The organism is Lacicoccus alkaliphilus DSM 16010 (assembly GCF_900142805.1).
In the GTDB taxonomy this organism is placed as follows: domain Bacteria; phylum Bacillota; class Bacilli; order Staphylococcales; family Salinicoccaceae; genus Lacicoccus; species Lacicoccus alkaliphilus.
On sequence record NZ_FRCF01000002.1, the window covers coordinates 833,206 to 849,608 of the forward strand.

The window sequence follows — 16,403 nt, forward strand, 5'->3', positions numbered from 1 at the left end:
TATCAACGGAAAATGAATAATCAATACTTTTCTGAATATTTAATCATAAAGAACTGTTCATTAGAATAAGTTGTAAAAAATTTACTGTTAACCTATTTTACCTTTTGTATAATCTGAAAATTCTGTTTATAGTCCCATAAAACAACTACTTATAGGCTTTGAAACGGATTTTTGTTTAGAAATCGAGCCAATTAGATGAATCACACGTTAAATTGACAGTCAAATTTATCTTTTTTTAGTATATAACTAGGGGCTTAGCCAACTATATTATTGAATATTATGTATAAATTTTCATATGTGAAAACCACATGATTTAATTTGCCGTTTCAGTAAAAAAATTAAAAAATGAGGCAGGACCGTCGACGGTGGCCTGCCTCATCAAATTTAAGTTGTTTCAAGGATGCTTCATTGCATGCACCCTCTCCGGATCCGCCCCGAGACTGTCATAAAACTTCAGCAATTCCTCCTGCATGAAGGCCCGGTCGAAATGATCCGCCACGAATTCACGGGACACCGATGCCATCTTTTCAACTGCTTCCGGATGTTCGATGAGATGGTTGATCGTGCCAGTGAGACCCGCCGTATCCTTATCCTTTACGATCATCCCTGTCCGTCCGTGGATGAGGGTGTCCCTCGCTCCTGTCACGTCAAATGCAACGACGGGTACGCCCATGGCCTGTGCCTCGATGCTGACGTTCCCGAACCCTTCGCGGTAAGTCGGAAAAATGAACAAGTCCATCAGGCGGTAATATTTCTGGATGTCGAGCGTGTATCCGCACAGTATTATATTTTCCTTGCCATATATCTTATCGATGTTCTCCTGACGGATCGCGTCACTGTCTTCGAAGTCCCCGACGATGACAAGCTTCAAGTTCGGATGTACGGCGGACAGTGCCTCGAACGCCTCGATCAGTTCATTGCAGCCTTTATCTTTGGTGATCCGCCCGATATAGCCCAGGACGAAATCTTCCGGCCCTATGCCCAGATCCTCTTTCAACGACTTGACCTCCACTGCCGGGACGCGCTCAGGATTGAAAGTCTCCAGATCGATGCCGTTGCTGCTGCCTTTGCCGATACGCATCACTTTATCCGATGTCACGAGCTTCCTCCTGATCACTTCCTGTTCAAGGCTTTCTGAAATGACGATCACATGTGTGCTGAGCATACATGCGGTCCTTTCTGTCATATGGAGCACCCTGGACTTGATCCCCTTCGCCGTCTCGAGCCTGAGGCCCCGGATGATGTAAATGCGGGTGCCCACACGGGTCAAAAATCCCGCAATCATCCCGAGCAGTCCTGCCTTTGCCGTACTGAAACTGATGATGTCCGGAGATTCCCGCTTCAAGTATTTGATGAGCCTGTATAGCGCGGAGACGTCTTTTACGATATGGATCTCCCTTTCGAACGGGATGTGATCCGGTTTGATATCCTGATATGTTTTCTCGAAATCATTGTTGCAGACCACCTTCACCTCATAGCCATGCTTTTCCAAAAACTTCACCTGACCCCTCAGGAACAATATACTCAGTGAAGATGTGACTCCATGGACGATTTTCTTTGTCATCAAATCCTCCCCCTACTCTTTGAGCATACGGATCATCTTCTCGGTATCATCACCAAAGACAGATCTGCCGCTGACCATTTGCGGAAACCACACGGTCATGCCGTTCACATTGAATTCCAGCAGTACGATATCGTTGTTTTCATCCAACGTCACATCCCAGGAAATGATTTTCATATGCGGTGTCTTTTCATGCATCTTTTTTGTGACCGCAATGATATCCCTCACTTTTGGCAGATGATACTCGCCGAATACAGCACCCGTGTCCGGATGTGCCTGATGGACTTCTTTATAATGGGTGAATCCTTCCTTGTACAATTTTCCATCATCGGATACCGCAATCGATATGCCGCCTGCCTGGATATTATCGACATGATGCCCTTCCCTTCCCATGCTCAACGTGACCGGGCCATGCTCAATCCTGTCTTCAAGGAGATATGTGATCACCCTGAAAGTATTGACGGAACCGGGATACAACTCTGTAAGCTTATGATGGGGGACGATCTTCTCCTGTACGATGAAATTTTCCCCATATGAGTTCAGGACTTCCTCAATCGGCCGTCCGCTTTTCCTGTCCTTCCCATCCTTGAAATTACAGAGGCGTATCGAATCACCGGAACTCGTATCCAGCGTGGCCTTGACCACACATCCCCCGATATCCGCCAATCGCTCCAATGCCTCATCCCGCGTAATGATTTCCCGGTCCGGGGTGTAGAAGATGCCACTGTTGTTCATGATGTAGGTCTCCGGTAACCTCACACCTTCGACATCACGGTAAAATAAAGGCAGTAGGCTCTTATCACTGATGATGTTTCCAATCTCCCTGTCATTCAATTTGGGTTCGAGTTTCATCGTGACGAATATTTCAGGAAAATAATTTTTATTGAACTTCCCGGTATAACTTTGGTATAAACGGTGCCACAATACAGGGATTTTCAGACCAAGATTTTTCTGCCATAAATGATGGATGGATCTCTTCTGTTGATCACTCAGTTCCACATCTTTGTATAAATTCCTCTTATGAATGATGTTGTACACTTCCCCGGCAAAAATCTTCACCAGGTAAAGTGAATTGATCACATTCATGGCACCTCTGGTGAAAAACCTTACATAACGTCTTAAAATGATATAATTCTCCCTTTTCTTCACATTTCCAATCTCCCCTCTTCAGGCTGAACCATAACCCTCCTATGATAAAATACTCTTTAGTTGTCTTTTTACAATCCATCCATTTTAATCCATTATATGCAATCATCCTCATTTACGCAACGAAATTCTGAATGTTCAATCATTTGACCTTCCTGACAAGTCGTCCGTAAATATACTGGAGCAATGTGGGGTGTGACCATATCCTGCTCTCCTCGGTCAATGGTTCCATGAGGTGAAAGTCATCATCAAGTATTGATTTTACGATGTCATTATAGTTCTCCAGGGCTGCAGCCGCCTGGAGATGGGTGTAAGTCAGGAAATTATCCCCTCCCGTCACTTGAACCATTTTTTGATCCAGCACCGCTCCTGTATCTATGCCTGTATCGACAAAATGTGTGGTCACACCGGCCAAAGTGCCCTCATTATTGTACAGGGCCCAGTAGCCTCCATGCACACCCCTATACTTCGGTGTGATGCCCACATGTATGTTCAGGAAATGTCCGTCCACAGCCTCGAGGATATGTCTTTTGATGATCGGAGTGCCGTTGATGATCACAAGGTCCGGCTGAAGTTCCCCCAGCCGCTTCCGCATATGATCCGAGTTGACGGACCCGATATATTCCTTCTTTTCATCAGGAATATCCGTTTCATCCAATCCATACTCCTGTCTTATTGCTTCAATCCGCCTGTCTGCTTCTTTGCGCAGGAACAACTTCGTATACATGACGAACAGGACCTGTCCGATGAATTTGAACAGACCCAGCTTCTTAATCCTTCGCTTCAAAAAATCGCGCCTGCTGCCTTCCCCGACGATGAATACCCTTGAAACATCAAAGTCCTTCACCACATGATTGTACACGTAATTCGACTGGTCGCCCTCACCGCATATCATGATGATTTTGTTCATAAGCTTTCACCTTTTCCACATAGGATTCCATACTTTCAGAACTGAAATGATATGTCTGCTTCAAATATTTGAAATGGTCGATGATTTCCTCTAAAAATTGAAAGTTTTCTGCTGTGCAGCCGGAAAAGTTATGGGGGTGCCACCAGAGATGATAGTACAGGTTGTTTTTTGCAGCATGGGTCATCTCATTTTTGATCCTTCTCAGCTGAAGCTTTCTGAATCTGTGGTTCCTCCTGCTCATCGGCCGCAGGAAGCGGCTCGCTTTCATATTGTATAGACCGGCTTCCGGGAGGGGCGGCGGATGGGTGATGCTGCCGGCAATGTTCACGTAATTGTCCAGCAGGTGTAATGCTCTGATCAACAAATTATCTTCTCTTCTTGTTTTATATATGAAGTGGTCGGGATTTCCCCTGTAAATATCAATCCCATGATTTCGGAGGATGGATAACGCACCGCTGTCATACTGGTTTCTCGGGAAGACAATACTTTTGATGCAGATATCATGCTGTGCGGCGATATCGACGGCGATCGAGACATCCTTGTCCAGTTCCGCCTGCGTCTGCCCTTTTTCAAGGCAGTAATAATGGGATGCTGTATGGGTCCCGATATCCTGATGCTTTGAGTCACTCAGCTTCCCCACTAATTCCGGGGCGAAGAACAGGTCACCGGTGTAGTCTTCATGGGTCAGTGCCTCCCTGAATGTTTGATAGTTATCGAACCTCGGATGCTTATAGGCCGGAAGATCATCACCACGCATCACTTCCATCAGTGCATCGGCGCCGTCAAGCATTAAAAAGCCCACTGTGGCCCATGTGACTTTCACATCATTCACTTCAAAAAAATCGATGAGGTCCGAAGCTGCTGTTCTTGTGTGCTTCATCCTGGTCAATTGGCGGCCCATACTGTCACTGTCGATATACCCCCAGAACAGTTCGAAATCCAAAGAGATGATCAAAGATCCATTATCCAATTCCACCACCACTTTCAATATTTAGGAAATCATGACATGCTTCCGCCGTATCAATCTCACTTCCTGACTGCGCGGATCAGCATGAAAGCTTCCGCATGCGCCACGTTGATCGTCGACCCCCTGTACACGGACAATGCCCGCATCGCTTCAAGCGACCTTGGGTGGGGGAATTCTTTCAGTTCTCCCTTGTAAAATGCCATCGCTTTGAGTTTATCTTCCATAGTATCCGTGATATCGAAGAACACATTCGGCATGAAGACATGATCGACCGTCGGTGTATTCCATTCCGTCTCCGACAATGTTTCATAAGCAAGCACCTCTTTCAGGTTCGGCACATTGAATGGACGCAGTGCGACCATTGCGCTGTAGGTCACCTCGGCATGGTCAAAGTTCATGTCTCCCTTATGCGGTAAAAAAACCACTTCCGGCTCCACCTGCTGAACCACATCATGCACTTTCCCGTTGAATTCTGCTGTATCGTAATGCCTCAGACCAATCATGGGCAAATTCAGAAAGATCGTTTCTTTAATGCCCAAAAATTCATGGGCCGCTTTCGCCTGAGTCTGTTCTTCCTTCGTCCATTCCGGATCGGGCGTACTCGTCACTTCACATACATATACGGAGTGCCCCGCCTTCACATACTTCGCGATCGTCCCCCCGACGCCCAGCACTTCATCATCATTATGCGGTGCAAACACCAGAATCTTCATTCCCCATCCCCCCTAAATGAATTTATTCCCCTCGATGAATCTGACGCCGGCTTCCATTTCATAATCTGTGACCTTCAAGATGCCGTCCCTGCAAAATATCTCGATGCCGCCTCCCCCGGACCGTATGATCTGGCCCGGCAAGCCGTAATACGTGTCGTTTGTCTGCACCTCACCCCGCCAGAAGATGACCTTTTCACCTTTATATGTGGAGAAGGCCCCCGGATAGGGCTTCGATGTCGCCCGGATCAATTTATGGATGTCCCGGACGGAGTCGTTCCAGTCGATCCGCCCGTCCTCCGGCACCCGCTTCAGCAGATACGTCGCCGCTGCCTCATCCTGCGGCCGTGAGGTGAGCGCCCCGTCCTTGATCTTCTGTATGACGCCCGGCATCATCCTTTTCAATGCAGCGTTCGATGCCGCCTCCACATCTTCTGCATAATCATCCCCGCCGATCACATAAGGTTCCTGATCGATGATCTCCCCTGTATCCGTACCGTCATCTATGTAGAACAATGAACATTTGGATGCCCGGACACCGAGCAGTATCTGCCAAGGAATCGCAGCCCGCCCCCTGAATTTCGGGAGTGCCGTCGGATGGAAGCCGATCACCCCGTTCCGCGCGGCATTGATGATGCGCGGGCCCACCAGCTGGGACAGTCCGATGACGAAGATGTAATCCGGCGCCATCTCCTCCATCAGCCGGATATGCTCATCATCATTGATGTGTCTGAAATCGACGTACTTGAGGCCGTGTTCAGTGGCCACCTTGGATAAATCACTGTAGCCGGAGACATCCGCCGAGTAATCCTCCTTGAGGGAGAACACCATATCCGGCGGGCATCCATTCTCGATCAGACTTTCCAGCACGATTTCACTTGATATCACGGAACCTATGAATATGATGCCGTTGGCCATGGCCATCCCCTGCTTTCATCATTTTTTGAACCTTTCCTCACCCAGCACTACGATCAGCAACGTTTTCAGCAGGATCTTCATATCTAAAAATAAGGAAAACCGCCTGACGTATTCGATGTCATATTCTATCCTTTCCTCCCAGCTGAGCGATGTATTGCCGTTGACCTGGGCGAACCCCGTCATGCCCGGCCTCATGCCGAGCCTCTGCTTCTCACGCGCATTGTACTGCCGGGTCTGCTGCTCGATGGTCGGCCTCGGGCCCACCAGGCTCATATCCCCCTTCAGTACATTGAAGAGCTGCGGCAGTTCATCCACTTTCAACCTTCTGATCGTTCTGCCGAATGCCGTGAGCCGCTCCTCATCCTTATCGAATGCAAAATTGTTTTCCGCTTCGGCATCCGCCTTCATGCTCCTGAATTTGAATATGACATAAGGTGCTTCTGCCCGCCCCACCCGCTGCTGCAAGAAAAAGACCGGACCCGGCATGGTCAAAATGATCGTCACCGCAGTCGCAATCAGCAGAGGCGACAACACGACCAGCAATAGGGCGCTCACAAAGACATCGATGCCCCGCTTGATCTTCAAGTGCCTGTCCTTCATCACCAGTCCCCCTCCGGGCCTCTAAAAGTGCACGCCTCATAATTGTAATTATAATCCTTTATTGAATTAATACCCATAACCCTATAATAATCTCATTTTAGAGATATGTCCATATAAAATTTTAATTATTCATAACTGTCTGAATACTTTTCATGCCATGCCGTGCCCGTCCCCATGCGGCTCAATTACCTTTGAACACAAAAATCCCGGGGACGGCGCCCCCGGGATCTTTGTCATATATCATATTACTTATCCTGTACTTCCCACGTCATTTCCTATTCGGGAAAGGTGACGTTCTCAAGCCTGATGATGCCCACCGGATCGAGCTCAACGTCCTCGATCAATGTTTCATTGACCCCGATGCCGAGTTCCGCATAATACAATGGTGCAACCGGCAGGTCTTCCCTCAGGATCAGCTGGGCTTCTTCATATAACGTCTCACGTTCGCCTTCATCACTGGACTGCTGTGCCTGATCGAGCAGGCCGTCAAGTTCGGTGTTGGAGTAGAACCAGCGGTTGCCGGAGCCGTCCTGGCTGTCCGTATGGAACATCGGATGCAGGCCGTAGTCCGCATCGCCGGTCACGCTGACCCAGCCGAGGATGAACATGTCATGCGTCCCTTCCCTCGCCTTGTCCAAAAATGCACCGTATTCAAACTGTTCTATCTCCGCTTCGATGCCGAGCTCACCGAGCGTTTCCTGGATATATATGGCGATGTTCACCGTCTCTTCGGAATCCGAGACCCAGAGCGTCGTGTCGAAGCCGTCGGCGACATCGGTTTCAGCCAGATATTCCCTCGCCTGCTCCATGTCATATTCGATTTCCTCCAGGCTGTCCGCATGGCCGTTCACAGCCGGTGAGATATGGCTCGAAGCATGGGTGCCCCGGTCATTCAGGACACCTTCGATGATGCTTTCACGGTCGATGGCTGATGAAATCGCCCGTCTGACGTTCGGATCGTCGAAAGGCTCATTTTCCGTATGGAATGCCAGGTACGTCATGCCGAGACCGTCCTGATCGATGACGTCCGTATCTTCATGGTCGCGCACCCTGTCGATGTTGTCCGCATCCACCTCTTCGGTGATCATGATGCCGCCGGTTTCAAGTTCAGCGAGACGGGCGGCATTTTCAGGGATGACCCGGTATGTCACCGTACCGAAGTTGCGTTCACCGCCATGGTAGTCCTCGAATTTTTCCAGGACGATCTCACTCCCCGGATCCCTGCTCTCGAATTGAAGGTGTCCTGTGCCGTCCGGATTGTCGGAGACTACAGAACCGATATGCTCACTCATCGCTTCTGAAGCTTCCTCGAATTCATCTCCGCCCTCTTCCCTCAACTCATAGTATTCCTCAAGTGAAAGGTCGAGCTCGGCCGCTTCGATCGCGCTCTCATAATCCTCATCGATGACCTCCTTGCTGAGGATGCCGCTCGTGTTGTGCGCAAGATGGTTGAGAAGCGGTGCAAAGGCATATTCCGTATGCATCAGCAGTTCGTGGTCACCGACCACTTCCACATCTTCGATCACTTCAAAGAGGAATGCTGCGGTGGAAGCGACCGTCGGGTCGAGCATGCGGTCCAATGTCGCTTCGACATCTTCAGCCGTGAAATCCGAGCCGTTGTGGAAAGTGACGCCCTCCTTCAATTCAAAGCGCCAGAGGTCATCCTCTTCCTGCTCCCAGGACTCGGCGAGCCCCGGCTCAAGCTCCATTTCCGCATTCTGATGGATCAGTGTATCAAAAATCTGCGTCCTCACCTGGGCGGAGGGGATGTCATTGGATCCGTGGGGATCCACGGCGACAGGCTCCCGCATCATGCCGATGACGATGTCCTCCTCCTGTGCCTCCGCCTCCCCGGCGCCGTCCTCCTGTGCGTCGTCCTCCACGTCCGCATCATCCGTACAGGCTGCAAGGACGAACAGAAGTGCCAACATTAAAACAGTAAAATGAAATTTCCGTTGCTTCATAAAGAACCCCCTGATATTTTAATTCCGTATAATTATATATTATAATGAAAACGATTACAATATCATTTCAATGCTTTTTGAATATTCTTTTGACCGCTTACAATCGTGATCGATCTGCATATTACAGGAGGGGGGGGAATGTTTGATTCACGCCATAAAGGTAATGGAATATTGAATGCACATTGATGCCACAGCCCTTGGCACATGATGAATATATGAAAGGGAGGACGATCATATGAGCAAAAGACAGAGAGTATGGTTTGAAGAGAACGACGGCAAGCTCGATCCAGGCCTCGTCGCACAGCTCAGGAATATAAGGAAGCAGGATTACCGGGCGGCGGAGGCGATGCCTGAAGAAATCCCGGTGATCATCAAATGCAGGAAAACATCGGGGGAAGATGAGAAAGAGGACCTGATCCGCACATGCAACGCGGACGGCCTCGGCCATATGAATGCGGAAATACGCATCATCAACAGTGTGAAAGGCGCCCTCACCCCCGAAAAGATCAAGGAGGTCAGACACCACCACGCAGTGGATAAGATATATTACGACCGGCCGGTCCAGGCCTACCTCGACATCACGGATGATCAGATCGGCTCGAGGCGCATCAGGGAGCAGCACCAGCTGAGCGGGAAAGGCGTGACGATTGCAGTGCTCGACACCGGCATCCACCCGCATGCGGACCTGACGACGCCGGAAGACCGCATCATCGCCTTCCATGACCTGATCAACGGGGAGACCGAGCCTTATGACGACGACGGCCACGGCACACATTGCGCCGGCGACGCCGCGGGCAACGGCGCCATGTCCGGCGGCACGTACACAGGCCCCGCGCCGGAAGCATCACTCGTCGGCGTCAAAGTCCTCGACGGCGCGGGCGGCGGCAGCCTGTCCACCATCATCGAAGGCATCGAATGGTGCATGGACCACAGGGATGCGCACAATATAGACATCCTTTCATTATCACTCGGCGCCGAAGCCTACGAATCCTTCAGGGATGACCCGCTGTCCGTTGCAGCCCAGCAGGCGTGGCACAGCGGACTCATCGTCTGTGCCGCGGCAGGCAACAGCGGGCCCGCCCCGTCCACGATCGGCACGCCCGCCATCAACCCGTTCATCATCACCGTCGGTGCAGCCGACGACCAGGATACCGTCGACCGTTCGGATGATACGATCGCGGAATTCTCAAGCCGCGGGCCGACCATCGACCAGTTCGTGAAACCCGACATCTATGCACCCGGCACCGACATCATCTCACTGCGTGCACCCGGTTCAGCCGCGGAGACGGAACTTGCTGAACAGATCATCGATGACCACTACATCCAGATGTCAGGCACGTCCATGGCGACACCGATCTGCGCAGGCGTCATCGCGCTGATGCTTGAGGCGAGCCCCGCGCTCAGCCCGAATGACATCAAGAGCATCCTTCAGATGACCGGTGAGCCCGCGTTCGGCAGCCAGTGGGGATATCTCGAGGCACAAAGTGCCGTCAATATCTCTTTGAGCTATGCCGAGAACCTGCAGAAATCGGCCTCGGGCCACAGCTGGTAGACGGTGAATGAAACCTCCATGGATCCTTTTATTCACACCATTGGTTTTAAAATCGGGGATTCGGGAAACCGTATCATGAATATCATTCTTTAGGAGGTCTTGAAATGGCGCATGAACAACATCAACAGCTGATTGATGCACTGCATGAATGCATGGAGGCGTGCAACCACTGCTTTGATGCATGCCTGCAGGAAGAAGACGTGAAGATGATGGCCGACTGCATCAGACTGGACCGTGAATGTGCGGATATGTGTGCATATGTTGAACAGGCCGCAACAAGGAACTCCCCATTCGTAAAGGAACTCGCCGGCGTATGTGCCACAATCTGCGAGGCATGCGGCAACGAGTGCAGGAAACATGACCACGACCACTGCCAGAAATGTGCGGAAGCGTGCTTCAAATGTGCAGAAGCGTGTAAGCAGGCGGCGTAATTTATATCACTCCGGATCGTTCTATATCAAGGGACAAAAGAAAGCAGGCCTCCACTAAACTGTGGGCCTGCTTTCATGTTTTCATTCATCTGAAGCGAGCATATCCGTATACATACTCTTGGTTCGGTCAAGATGTGTTTTTATTGCTTCGGTCATACCTGCTTTATCCCTATTTTCCAACATCTTGATTATCTCACGGTGTTCTTTTATGACTTCGGCCATCCTTCCCTTCTTCCTGATGGCCTGTGCACCGATAAGAATAGTCAGGTTGTGGAACAAGTCGTATGACTCCAAAAAAATGTTATATTCCGAGATGAGGAACATCTCTCTGTGAAATTTTTTATCTACCAGCATAAACCGATATCCATCTTCTTCAACTACTGTTTCTTCCTGCTTAACTAAAATTCTTTTTAAGCCTTCGATTTTTTCCGGCGTGAGATTATCGAACAATGGATCGATGATCTCTTTTTCAATGACATACCTCAACAGGAAAATCTGTTCAACTTCTTCAAGGGAATGTGTTTTGATTTTATAACCTTTTCTGGGTTTGAACTCGATCAGATTCTCGCTGACCAGGTCCTGCATCGCTTCCCTTAAAGGGGTTCTTGAAACATTCAACTGTTCCGCCAGGGAACTTTCAGTAATAAAGTCGTCAGATGGAAAATTGTTATTGAGAATGATTTCCTTCAAAGATGCATAAATGGTATCCTTCAAAGTCTTTCTCTTGATTTCCTTAATTTTAAAACTCCCCATATGCCAACGTCCTTTGCTCAAATATTATCGTGACATCCATTCAACAGGGAACATGATCAGTCCCGGCATATAAGTCACAATCACCAATACGGCTATGAGTATACCCACTTGAGGGAATAAATGCTTGAACATTATCGGCACTTTCTGTTTAGCAATGGATGATACTACAAACAAACATACACCAAGTGGCGGGGTGACCATTCCGATGGTCAGGTTGACTGCCAGTATGATTCCGAAATGTACCGGATCGATTCCGACTGCCAATACCATCGGTGCAAATAATGGTGTGAATATCGTCACGGCACTGATTGTATCGATGAATGTACCCGCTAGTAGCAGGATGATGTTTATGATCAGCAATAAAAGAATCGGATTATCTGCAGCAAAGCCCATCAAGTCCATCAGTTGACCCGGTATGCTCTCATAGTTGATATACCAGATGAAGACGGAGGCTGATGCAATCAGGAAAATAATACCCGCTGTTGTTCCGGCACTGTTTTTCAGTACATTCCATAAATCCTTGACGGATATTTCTTTATAGACAAAGATGGAGATGATCAAAGCATAGAAAACAGCAATCACCCCGGACTCTGTCGCAGTGAATATTCCTGATATGATACCGCCTATTATAATGACCGGCATCAATAAAGCCAATATCGCATCCTTCAAGGAAAGCATGAATGTCTTGAAACTTACTTTGTTACCTTTTATCACATAGCCATGCTTCTTGCCTATGATGATGCTGTATGCTGCTAGCCCCAGTGCCATCAGGACGCCGGGAAGTATACCCGTTATGAAGAGATCGCTGATTGATACACTTGCTATCACTCCGTATAAAATCAAAACGATACTCGGAGGTATGATCGGCCCTATGGTTGAGGAGGTCGCAATCAGGGAAGTGGTGAAACCCTGATCATAACCTTCTTTCAGCATAGTCGGTATCAGCATGCCGCCGATTGCTGCTGCAGCTGCGATAGCTGTGCCCGTCAAGGCAGAAAAGAACACACTGCTTATGATGACCACTAAAGCCAGTCCACCGGGGATAGGTCCTACAATGATTTTTGAAAAGTCTATCAGACGTTGGGAAATACCGCCCTTTGCCATGATTTCTCCCGCCAGGATGAATAAAGGAATCGCGACGAGCGTGAAACTGTTCACTCCGCTGAAAATATTCCGCGGCACGTTTGAAAGCAGGCTGAAATCATTAGCTGCAATTCCCACCACCGATATGAAGGCCATGGCGAATGCCACCGGCACCCTGGCTATTATCAAAATAAACAGAAGTATTATCAGACCCAACCAAAGCATAATTTAATCAGCCTCCTGACATAAAAGTAGATCATCATGATGGAAAATACCGGTACGGCCATATATAAGTATGCTCTTTGAATAGGCAGGGATGATAATGTCTGTCCCGTATCAAGGTTCAGTTGGACCAATTCAAAACCATAATAGACAAAGACACCCAATACAAATATAGCTATGAGACACTCCAATATGCTTAGAAATCCATCCAGCTTCTTTGGCAGCTTATCGAACAGATCCACCACCAGATGCTCATTTTTACTTACCAGATAAGCTGCCCCGGAAAACACACTATAGACGAAGCAGAGCATAAGAAATTCCTGGGACCAGGGCAGGCTTATCTGAAGGAAGTACCTGAACACCACTTGGATGAAAGTGACAATAACGGTTACCAGCAAAGTGATGACCATTACTGTTTCCAATATCTTTGAAAGAGTTACGTCTATTTTGTTTATCATTTTCTCACAACCTGTCAGTCAGCATTTCTTAAGCCTTCAACTATCTCTTCCGGCACTTCATCTGAAACTGCTTCTGCTACATCTGAAGTTGCTTCTCTGAATGCATCTCTGTTCGGTTCAGTGATGGTGATGCCTTCTTCTTCCAACATGGCAGTGATTTCATCTTCTCTTTCATCAAGGAAGTTTCTTTGATAATCTCTTGCTTCAGCAAAGGCACTTTCGATCGCTTCCACTTCGACATCGGATAAACTTTCATAGAAATCAAGGTTCATCATAGTGGCTGCAGGAGAGTAAGTATGGCCGGTCAAGGACACATAATCCTGCACCTCATAAAAGTTCATGGAATCAATTGTCGGCAGCGGGTTTTCCTGACCATCAACCACACCCTGGTCAAGTGCAGAATACAATTCATTGAAGTCTACAGGTGTTGGATTCGCTCCAAGCGCCCTCATATGCTGCTCCCAAACATCTGCCGGCTGCACACGTATACTCAGCCCTTCCATATCTTCCGGCTCAACGATTTCCCTTGAGTCATTCGTCATGTGTCTCATGCCAACCTCCCAATAACCGAGGCCTTTCATGCCATTCTCTTCAGCAAGGTCCAGAAGTTCTTGTCCTTCTTCTCCATCGAGGGCATTATATGCATGCTCTTTATCCTCAAAGATATACGGGATGCCAAAAACATTCATTTCAGGAATCGTGTTTGCGAGGTTACTGTCGGCAGCTACAGTCGTCATTTCGAGCGATCCACCAATGACCTGCTCTATCGCATCGCCTTCAGAGCCCAAAGATGCATTCGGGTGGATTTCCACCGTCATATCGACATCTTCGTTGGATTCAAGGATCTCCTTGAATTCTGATGCTGCTATATGATACTGGTGTTCCTCGGAACCTGTATGGGCCAGTTTTATCGTCCTTTGTTCTGTACCGTTTTCAGCATCACCGTTTGACTCCCCATTATCTTCACCTGCATCGTCTCCACCACATGCGGCTAATGCGAGAACCATGATCAATAATAATCCATAAATTTTCTTCATTTTAACTCCCCCTAATTTTTGTTTATAAGAATTTGTACATCTCTTTTCTGCGACTGTCAAAAATCGGTATATCTTTCCTGACTTCGTCGATATAATCCAAATCAATTTCCGCTTTCAGAATCTCTTCCTCATCCGTAGACCCCTGGACCAATGCTTCGCCGAAAGGATTATATACAACGCTGTTGCCCGCAAATGTTGTACCATTATCCTGTGTACCGATGCTGTTGGAAGCAACGATATAACATTGGTTCTCTATCGCCCTCGCACGAAGCAGGGTCAGCCAATGATCTTTCCTGGCCAACGGCCATTCAGCGACTACAAAAATGACTTTCGCTTCCTGAAGTACAAGGTCCCTGAACAATTCAGGGAAGCGCAGATCATAACATATGACCAAACCGGCATTTTCGCCCAATAGATCAAAAGTTTCAGAAGTGTCTTTCCCTCCTGCCAGAAATGCAGGTTCATTCAACATCGGAACAAGGTGCATTTTTGAATATTGGTGTCGTTGTTCACCGCTCTTATCTACGTAAAATGCCGTATTGTATACTTCGCCATCGACCTTATTCGGAATCGAACCAGCAACTACGTTGACTGAGTACTTCCCGGCAAGTCCGGAAATCTCAGTTTTGATCGGCTCCAGTTCGTTCGCGGCATGAACATCTATATTTTCAAGGTCATAACCCGATGTCCACATTTCAGGAAGCACCACCACATCATCTTCCTGCAGATCCGCTGCCTCGAATAATGATTTGACTTTATTCAGGTTCTTTTCCACGTCACCGTAATATACGTCATATTGAAATATAACTACTCTCATCGTTTACTCCTTCAACTTATTTATTTCATATTCGATTTCGATCGTCTTGTTCAATTTATTGCTTTTAAGACCACATTTGAATGCATCTCCGAAAATGAAACCATCTTTAAGCGGTACTGTGCCGCAGAATACAGTGGCGTCTTTCAATTCAACACCATTCTCCTTCAGGAAGGTTTTGATTTCCTCCAAAGGGATGATGGCTGAAACATTGCCCGACTGGTATTCGACCCATTCACCATCATTTTTCACGTAGCTGAATAACTCAAGATCATCCCATTCATCTTCAATATCGTTGAATTTGATCGTTTCTTCAGCCAATGGTTTGGGACAGATCTGCTTTGATTTTTGAATTGAAATGGTTTCAAGACCCCTGTCTGTGTGATCGCTTCCAACAGTGACCTCGATATTTCCATCTGCATCTGCAATCAGTACAATCTCCACTTCACCGCTCGTCTCGTCCCCGATGATATGAATCTTATCGCTGTAATTAAGCAGCTCAGGGTTCAAATGGTAAAGCTCCGGTACACTTTTCGGCTCGGGAACACCGATTTTTTTCAGCTCTTCAATATGCTCCCACGTTTTGTCCTTGTTTCTTCCTGCATAACCAATTGCGTATAAATTCAAGTCATCACTCCTAATGTATTATGTATACATTATATTTTATACATTGTTTCATGTAAAGGCTTTCATTGAATTTTTCTGAAAAATCATTATCCAGATTCAATCCCCCGTTGCTTGAAGCCTCACCTCGTCTGCTCCCCAAACATTGAACACACAAAAAAAGTATGCCCCGGCTCTCTCCCGGAGACATACTATTATGCGATTTCATCTTTAGATCAGCAGTATTACTTGTAATAAACCACTTCAAACATCTTGCAGCCATTCGGTGACTTCCACGGACCATGCTTCATACCAGGCGGTCTTGAAGCAACCATACCGGCGGTGAATTCCTTATTCAACTCGAGATCTATCACCGACCCCTCTATGATATACAGCTCTTCCCAATAATCATGAACCTGCACACCCTCTTCGGAAGTGTCCACTCCCGGAGGGAACTCCGATACCCTGACAAAATCACCCGTCTCTTCATCTTTTGAAATGACTCTTTGTGTCCTTCCTTTGGTGGAGCCTGGGATTTGCTCGGCTTCAAACTCTTCGAAATGTGTAAATTCAATTTCCGGTCTTGTCATTCTGCATCCTCCTCATATTTTTAAATATTTTTATAATCTACTGTAATAGTAAACACAGTGATTTATATAATTCAAATTTAAAGT

Annotated in this window: 17 protein-coding genes; 2 read left to right on the forward strand and 15 right to left on the reverse strand. The window is 47.7% G+C overall.

Annotated features, from left to right (window positions below; genetic code table 11):
• Positions 1 to 394 precede the first annotated feature (394 nt).
• The 8 genes from BUA12_RS04380 to BUA12_RS04415 form a co-directional block, all read right to left on the reverse strand.
• Positions 395 to 1,564, reverse strand: coding sequence for a glycosyltransferase family 4 protein (locus BUA12_RS04380; protein ID WP_072708669.1), 1,170 nt, complete (start codon positions 1,562 to 1,564; stop codon positions 395 to 397).
• Positions 1,565 to 1,576: 12 nt separating this feature from the next.
• The gene (locus tag BUA12_RS04385; RefSeq protein WP_072708672.1) at positions 1,577 to 2,710 is read right to left on the reverse strand and encodes a sugar-transfer associated ATP-grasp domain-containing protein; all 1,134 of its coding nucleotides are present in this window, start codon (positions 2,708 to 2,710) and stop codon (positions 1,577 to 1,579) included.
• 139 nt (positions 2,711 to 2,849) lie between these two features.
• Complete coding sequence (locus BUA12_RS04390) at positions 2,850 to 3,617, reverse strand: formyl transferase (RefSeq protein WP_072708674.1); 768 nt, start codon at positions 3,615 to 3,617, stop codon at positions 2,850 to 2,852.
• Entirely contained in the window at positions 3,589 to 4,587 is a 999-nt protein-coding gene (locus BUA12_RS04395) for a polysaccharide deacetylase family protein (protein ID WP_072708676.1), read from the reverse strand. Before BUA12_RS04395 ends, BUA12_RS04390 begins: the two co-directional genes overlap by 29 nt.
• 56 nt (positions 4,588 to 4,643) lie before the next feature.
• On the reverse strand, positions 4,644 to 5,297 hold the full coding sequence (locus tag BUA12_RS04400) for a PIG-L deacetylase family protein (protein WP_072708679.1): 654 nt from the start codon (positions 5,295 to 5,297) through the stop codon (positions 4,644 to 4,646).
• A 12-nt stretch (positions 5,298 to 5,309) separates the two neighbouring features.
• Positions 5,310 to 6,212 carry a methionyl-tRNA formyltransferase gene (locus BUA12_RS04405; protein WP_072708682.1) on the reverse strand — a complete coding sequence of 301 codons (903 nt, stop codon included), beginning with the start codon at positions 6,210 to 6,212 and terminating at the stop codon, positions 5,310 to 5,312.
• Positions 6,213 to 6,230: 18 nt separating this feature from the next.
• The gene (locus BUA12_RS04410) at positions 6,231 to 6,812 is read right to left on the reverse strand and encodes a sugar transferase (RefSeq protein WP_072708685.1); all 582 of its coding nucleotides are present in this window, start codon (positions 6,810 to 6,812) and stop codon (positions 6,231 to 6,233) included.
• A 275-nt stretch (positions 6,813 to 7,087) separates the two neighbouring features.
• A complete protein-coding gene (locus BUA12_RS04415) occupies positions 7,088 to 8,776 on the reverse strand; it encodes an ABC transporter substrate-binding protein (RefSeq protein ID WP_072708687.1) in 1,689 nt (562 codons plus the stop codon).
• A 235-nt stretch (positions 8,777 to 9,011) separates the two neighbouring features.
• Here BUA12_RS04415 and BUA12_RS04420 point away from each other — a divergent pair, with 235 nt between their 5' ends.
• Positions 9,012 to 10,328 (forward strand): S8 family peptidase, encoded by a 1,317-nt coding sequence (locus BUA12_RS04420; protein WP_072708690.1) that lies wholly within the window; start codon positions 9,012 to 9,014, stop codon positions 10,326 to 10,328.
• A 104-nt stretch (positions 10,329 to 10,432) separates the two neighbouring features.
• Positions 10,433 to 10,759, forward strand: a complete 327-nt coding sequence (locus tag BUA12_RS04425; RefSeq protein ID WP_072708693.1) for a four-helix bundle copper-binding protein — start codon at positions 10,433 to 10,435, stop codon at positions 10,757 to 10,759.
• Positions 10,760 to 10,840: 81 nt separating this feature from the next.
• Here BUA12_RS04425 and BUA12_RS04430 read toward each other — a convergent pair whose 3' ends face one another.
• The 7 genes from BUA12_RS04430 to BUA12_RS04460 all read right to left on the reverse strand — a co-directional run bounded on the left by BUA12_RS04430 (position 10,841) and on the right by BUA12_RS04460 (position 16,319).
• A complete protein-coding gene (locus tag BUA12_RS04430) occupies positions 10,841 to 11,512 on the reverse strand; it encodes a GntR family transcriptional regulator (protein WP_072708696.1) in 672 nt (223 codons plus the stop codon).
• 24 nt (positions 11,513 to 11,536) lie between these two features.
• Positions 11,537 to 12,820 (reverse strand): TRAP transporter large permease, encoded by a 1,284-nt coding sequence (locus BUA12_RS04435; RefSeq protein WP_072708699.1) that lies wholly within the window; start codon positions 12,818 to 12,820, stop codon positions 11,537 to 11,539.
• A complete protein-coding gene (locus tag BUA12_RS04440; protein ID WP_084669887.1) occupies positions 12,802 to 13,275 on the reverse strand; it encodes a TRAP transporter small permease in 474 nt (157 codons plus the stop codon). Before BUA12_RS04440 ends, BUA12_RS04435 begins: the two co-directional genes overlap by 19 nt.
• A 14-nt stretch (positions 13,276 to 13,289) precedes the next feature.
• Positions 13,290 to 14,312, reverse strand: a complete 1,023-nt coding sequence (locus tag BUA12_RS04445) for a DctP family TRAP transporter solute-binding subunit (protein WP_072708702.1) — start codon at positions 14,310 to 14,312, stop codon at positions 13,290 to 13,292.
• Positions 14,313 to 14,334: 22 nt separating this feature from the next.
• Positions 14,335 to 15,129 carry a carbon-nitrogen family hydrolase gene (locus tag BUA12_RS04450; protein WP_072708705.1) on the reverse strand — a complete coding sequence of 265 codons (795 nt, stop codon included), beginning with the start codon at positions 15,127 to 15,129 and terminating at the stop codon, positions 14,335 to 14,337.
• 3 nt (positions 15,130 to 15,132) lie between these two features.
• Complete coding sequence (locus BUA12_RS04455; RefSeq protein WP_245772742.1) at positions 15,133 to 15,753, reverse strand: DUF2848 family protein; 621 nt, start codon at positions 15,751 to 15,753, stop codon at positions 15,133 to 15,135.
• Between the two features lie 221 nt (positions 15,754 to 15,974).
• Positions 15,975 to 16,319 (reverse strand): cupin domain-containing protein, encoded by a 345-nt coding sequence (locus tag BUA12_RS04460; protein WP_072708710.1) that lies wholly within the window; start codon positions 16,317 to 16,319, stop codon positions 15,975 to 15,977.
• Positions 16,320 to 16,403 lie beyond the last annotated feature (84 nt).

Bases quoted from the DNA above. Each gene is read 5' to 3' on its own strand.
- BUA12_RS04380 (WP_072708669.1), bottom strand. From the start codon at position 1,564: ATGACAAAGAAAATCGTCCATGGAGTCACATCTTCACTGAGTATATTG.
- BUA12_RS04390 (WP_072708674.1), bottom strand. From the start codon at position 3,617: ATGAACAAAATCATCATGATATGCGGTGAGGGCGACCAGTCGAATTAC.
- BUA12_RS04400 (WP_072708679.1), bottom strand. From the start codon at position 5,297: ATGAAGATTCTGGTGTTTGCACCGCATAATGATGATGAAGTGCTGGGC.
- BUA12_RS04405 (WP_072708682.1), bottom strand. From the start codon at position 6,212: ATGGCCAACGGCATCATATTCATAGGTTCCGTGATATCAAGTGAAATC.
- BUA12_RS04410 (WP_072708685.1), bottom strand. From the start codon at position 6,812: ATGAAGGACAGGCACTTGAAGATCAAGCGGGGCATCGATGTCTTTGTG.
- BUA12_RS04415 (WP_072708687.1), bottom strand. From the start codon at position 8,776: ATGAAGCAACGGAAATTTCATTTTACTGTTTTAATGTTGGCACTTCTG.
- BUA12_RS04420 (WP_072708690.1), top strand. From the start codon at position 9,012: ATGAGCAAAAGACAGAGAGTATGGTTTGAAGAGAACGACGGCAAGCTC.
- BUA12_RS04425 (WP_072708693.1), top strand. From the start codon at position 10,433: ATGGCGCATGAACAACATCAACAGCTGATTGATGCACTGCATGAATGC.
- BUA12_RS04430 (WP_072708696.1), bottom strand. From the start codon at position 11,512: ATGGGGAGTTTTAAAATTAAGGAAATCAAGAGAAAGACTTTGAAGGAT.
- BUA12_RS04435 (WP_072708699.1), bottom strand. From the start codon at position 12,820: ATGCTTTGGTTGGGTCTGATAATACTTCTGTTTATTTTGATAATAGCC.
- BUA12_RS04440 (WP_084669887.1), bottom strand. From the start codon at position 13,275: ATGATAAACAAAATAGACGTAACTCTTTCAAAGATATTGGAAACAGTA.
- BUA12_RS04445 (WP_072708702.1), bottom strand. From the start codon at position 14,312: ATGAAGAAAATTTATGGATTATTATTGATCATGGTTCTCGCATTAGCC.
- BUA12_RS04450 (WP_072708705.1), bottom strand. From the start codon at position 15,129: ATGAGAGTAGTTATATTTCAATATGACGTATATTACGGTGACGTGGAA.
- BUA12_RS04460 (WP_072708710.1), bottom strand. From the start codon at position 16,319: ATGACAAGACCGGAAATTGAATTTACACATTTCGAAGAGTTTGAAGCC.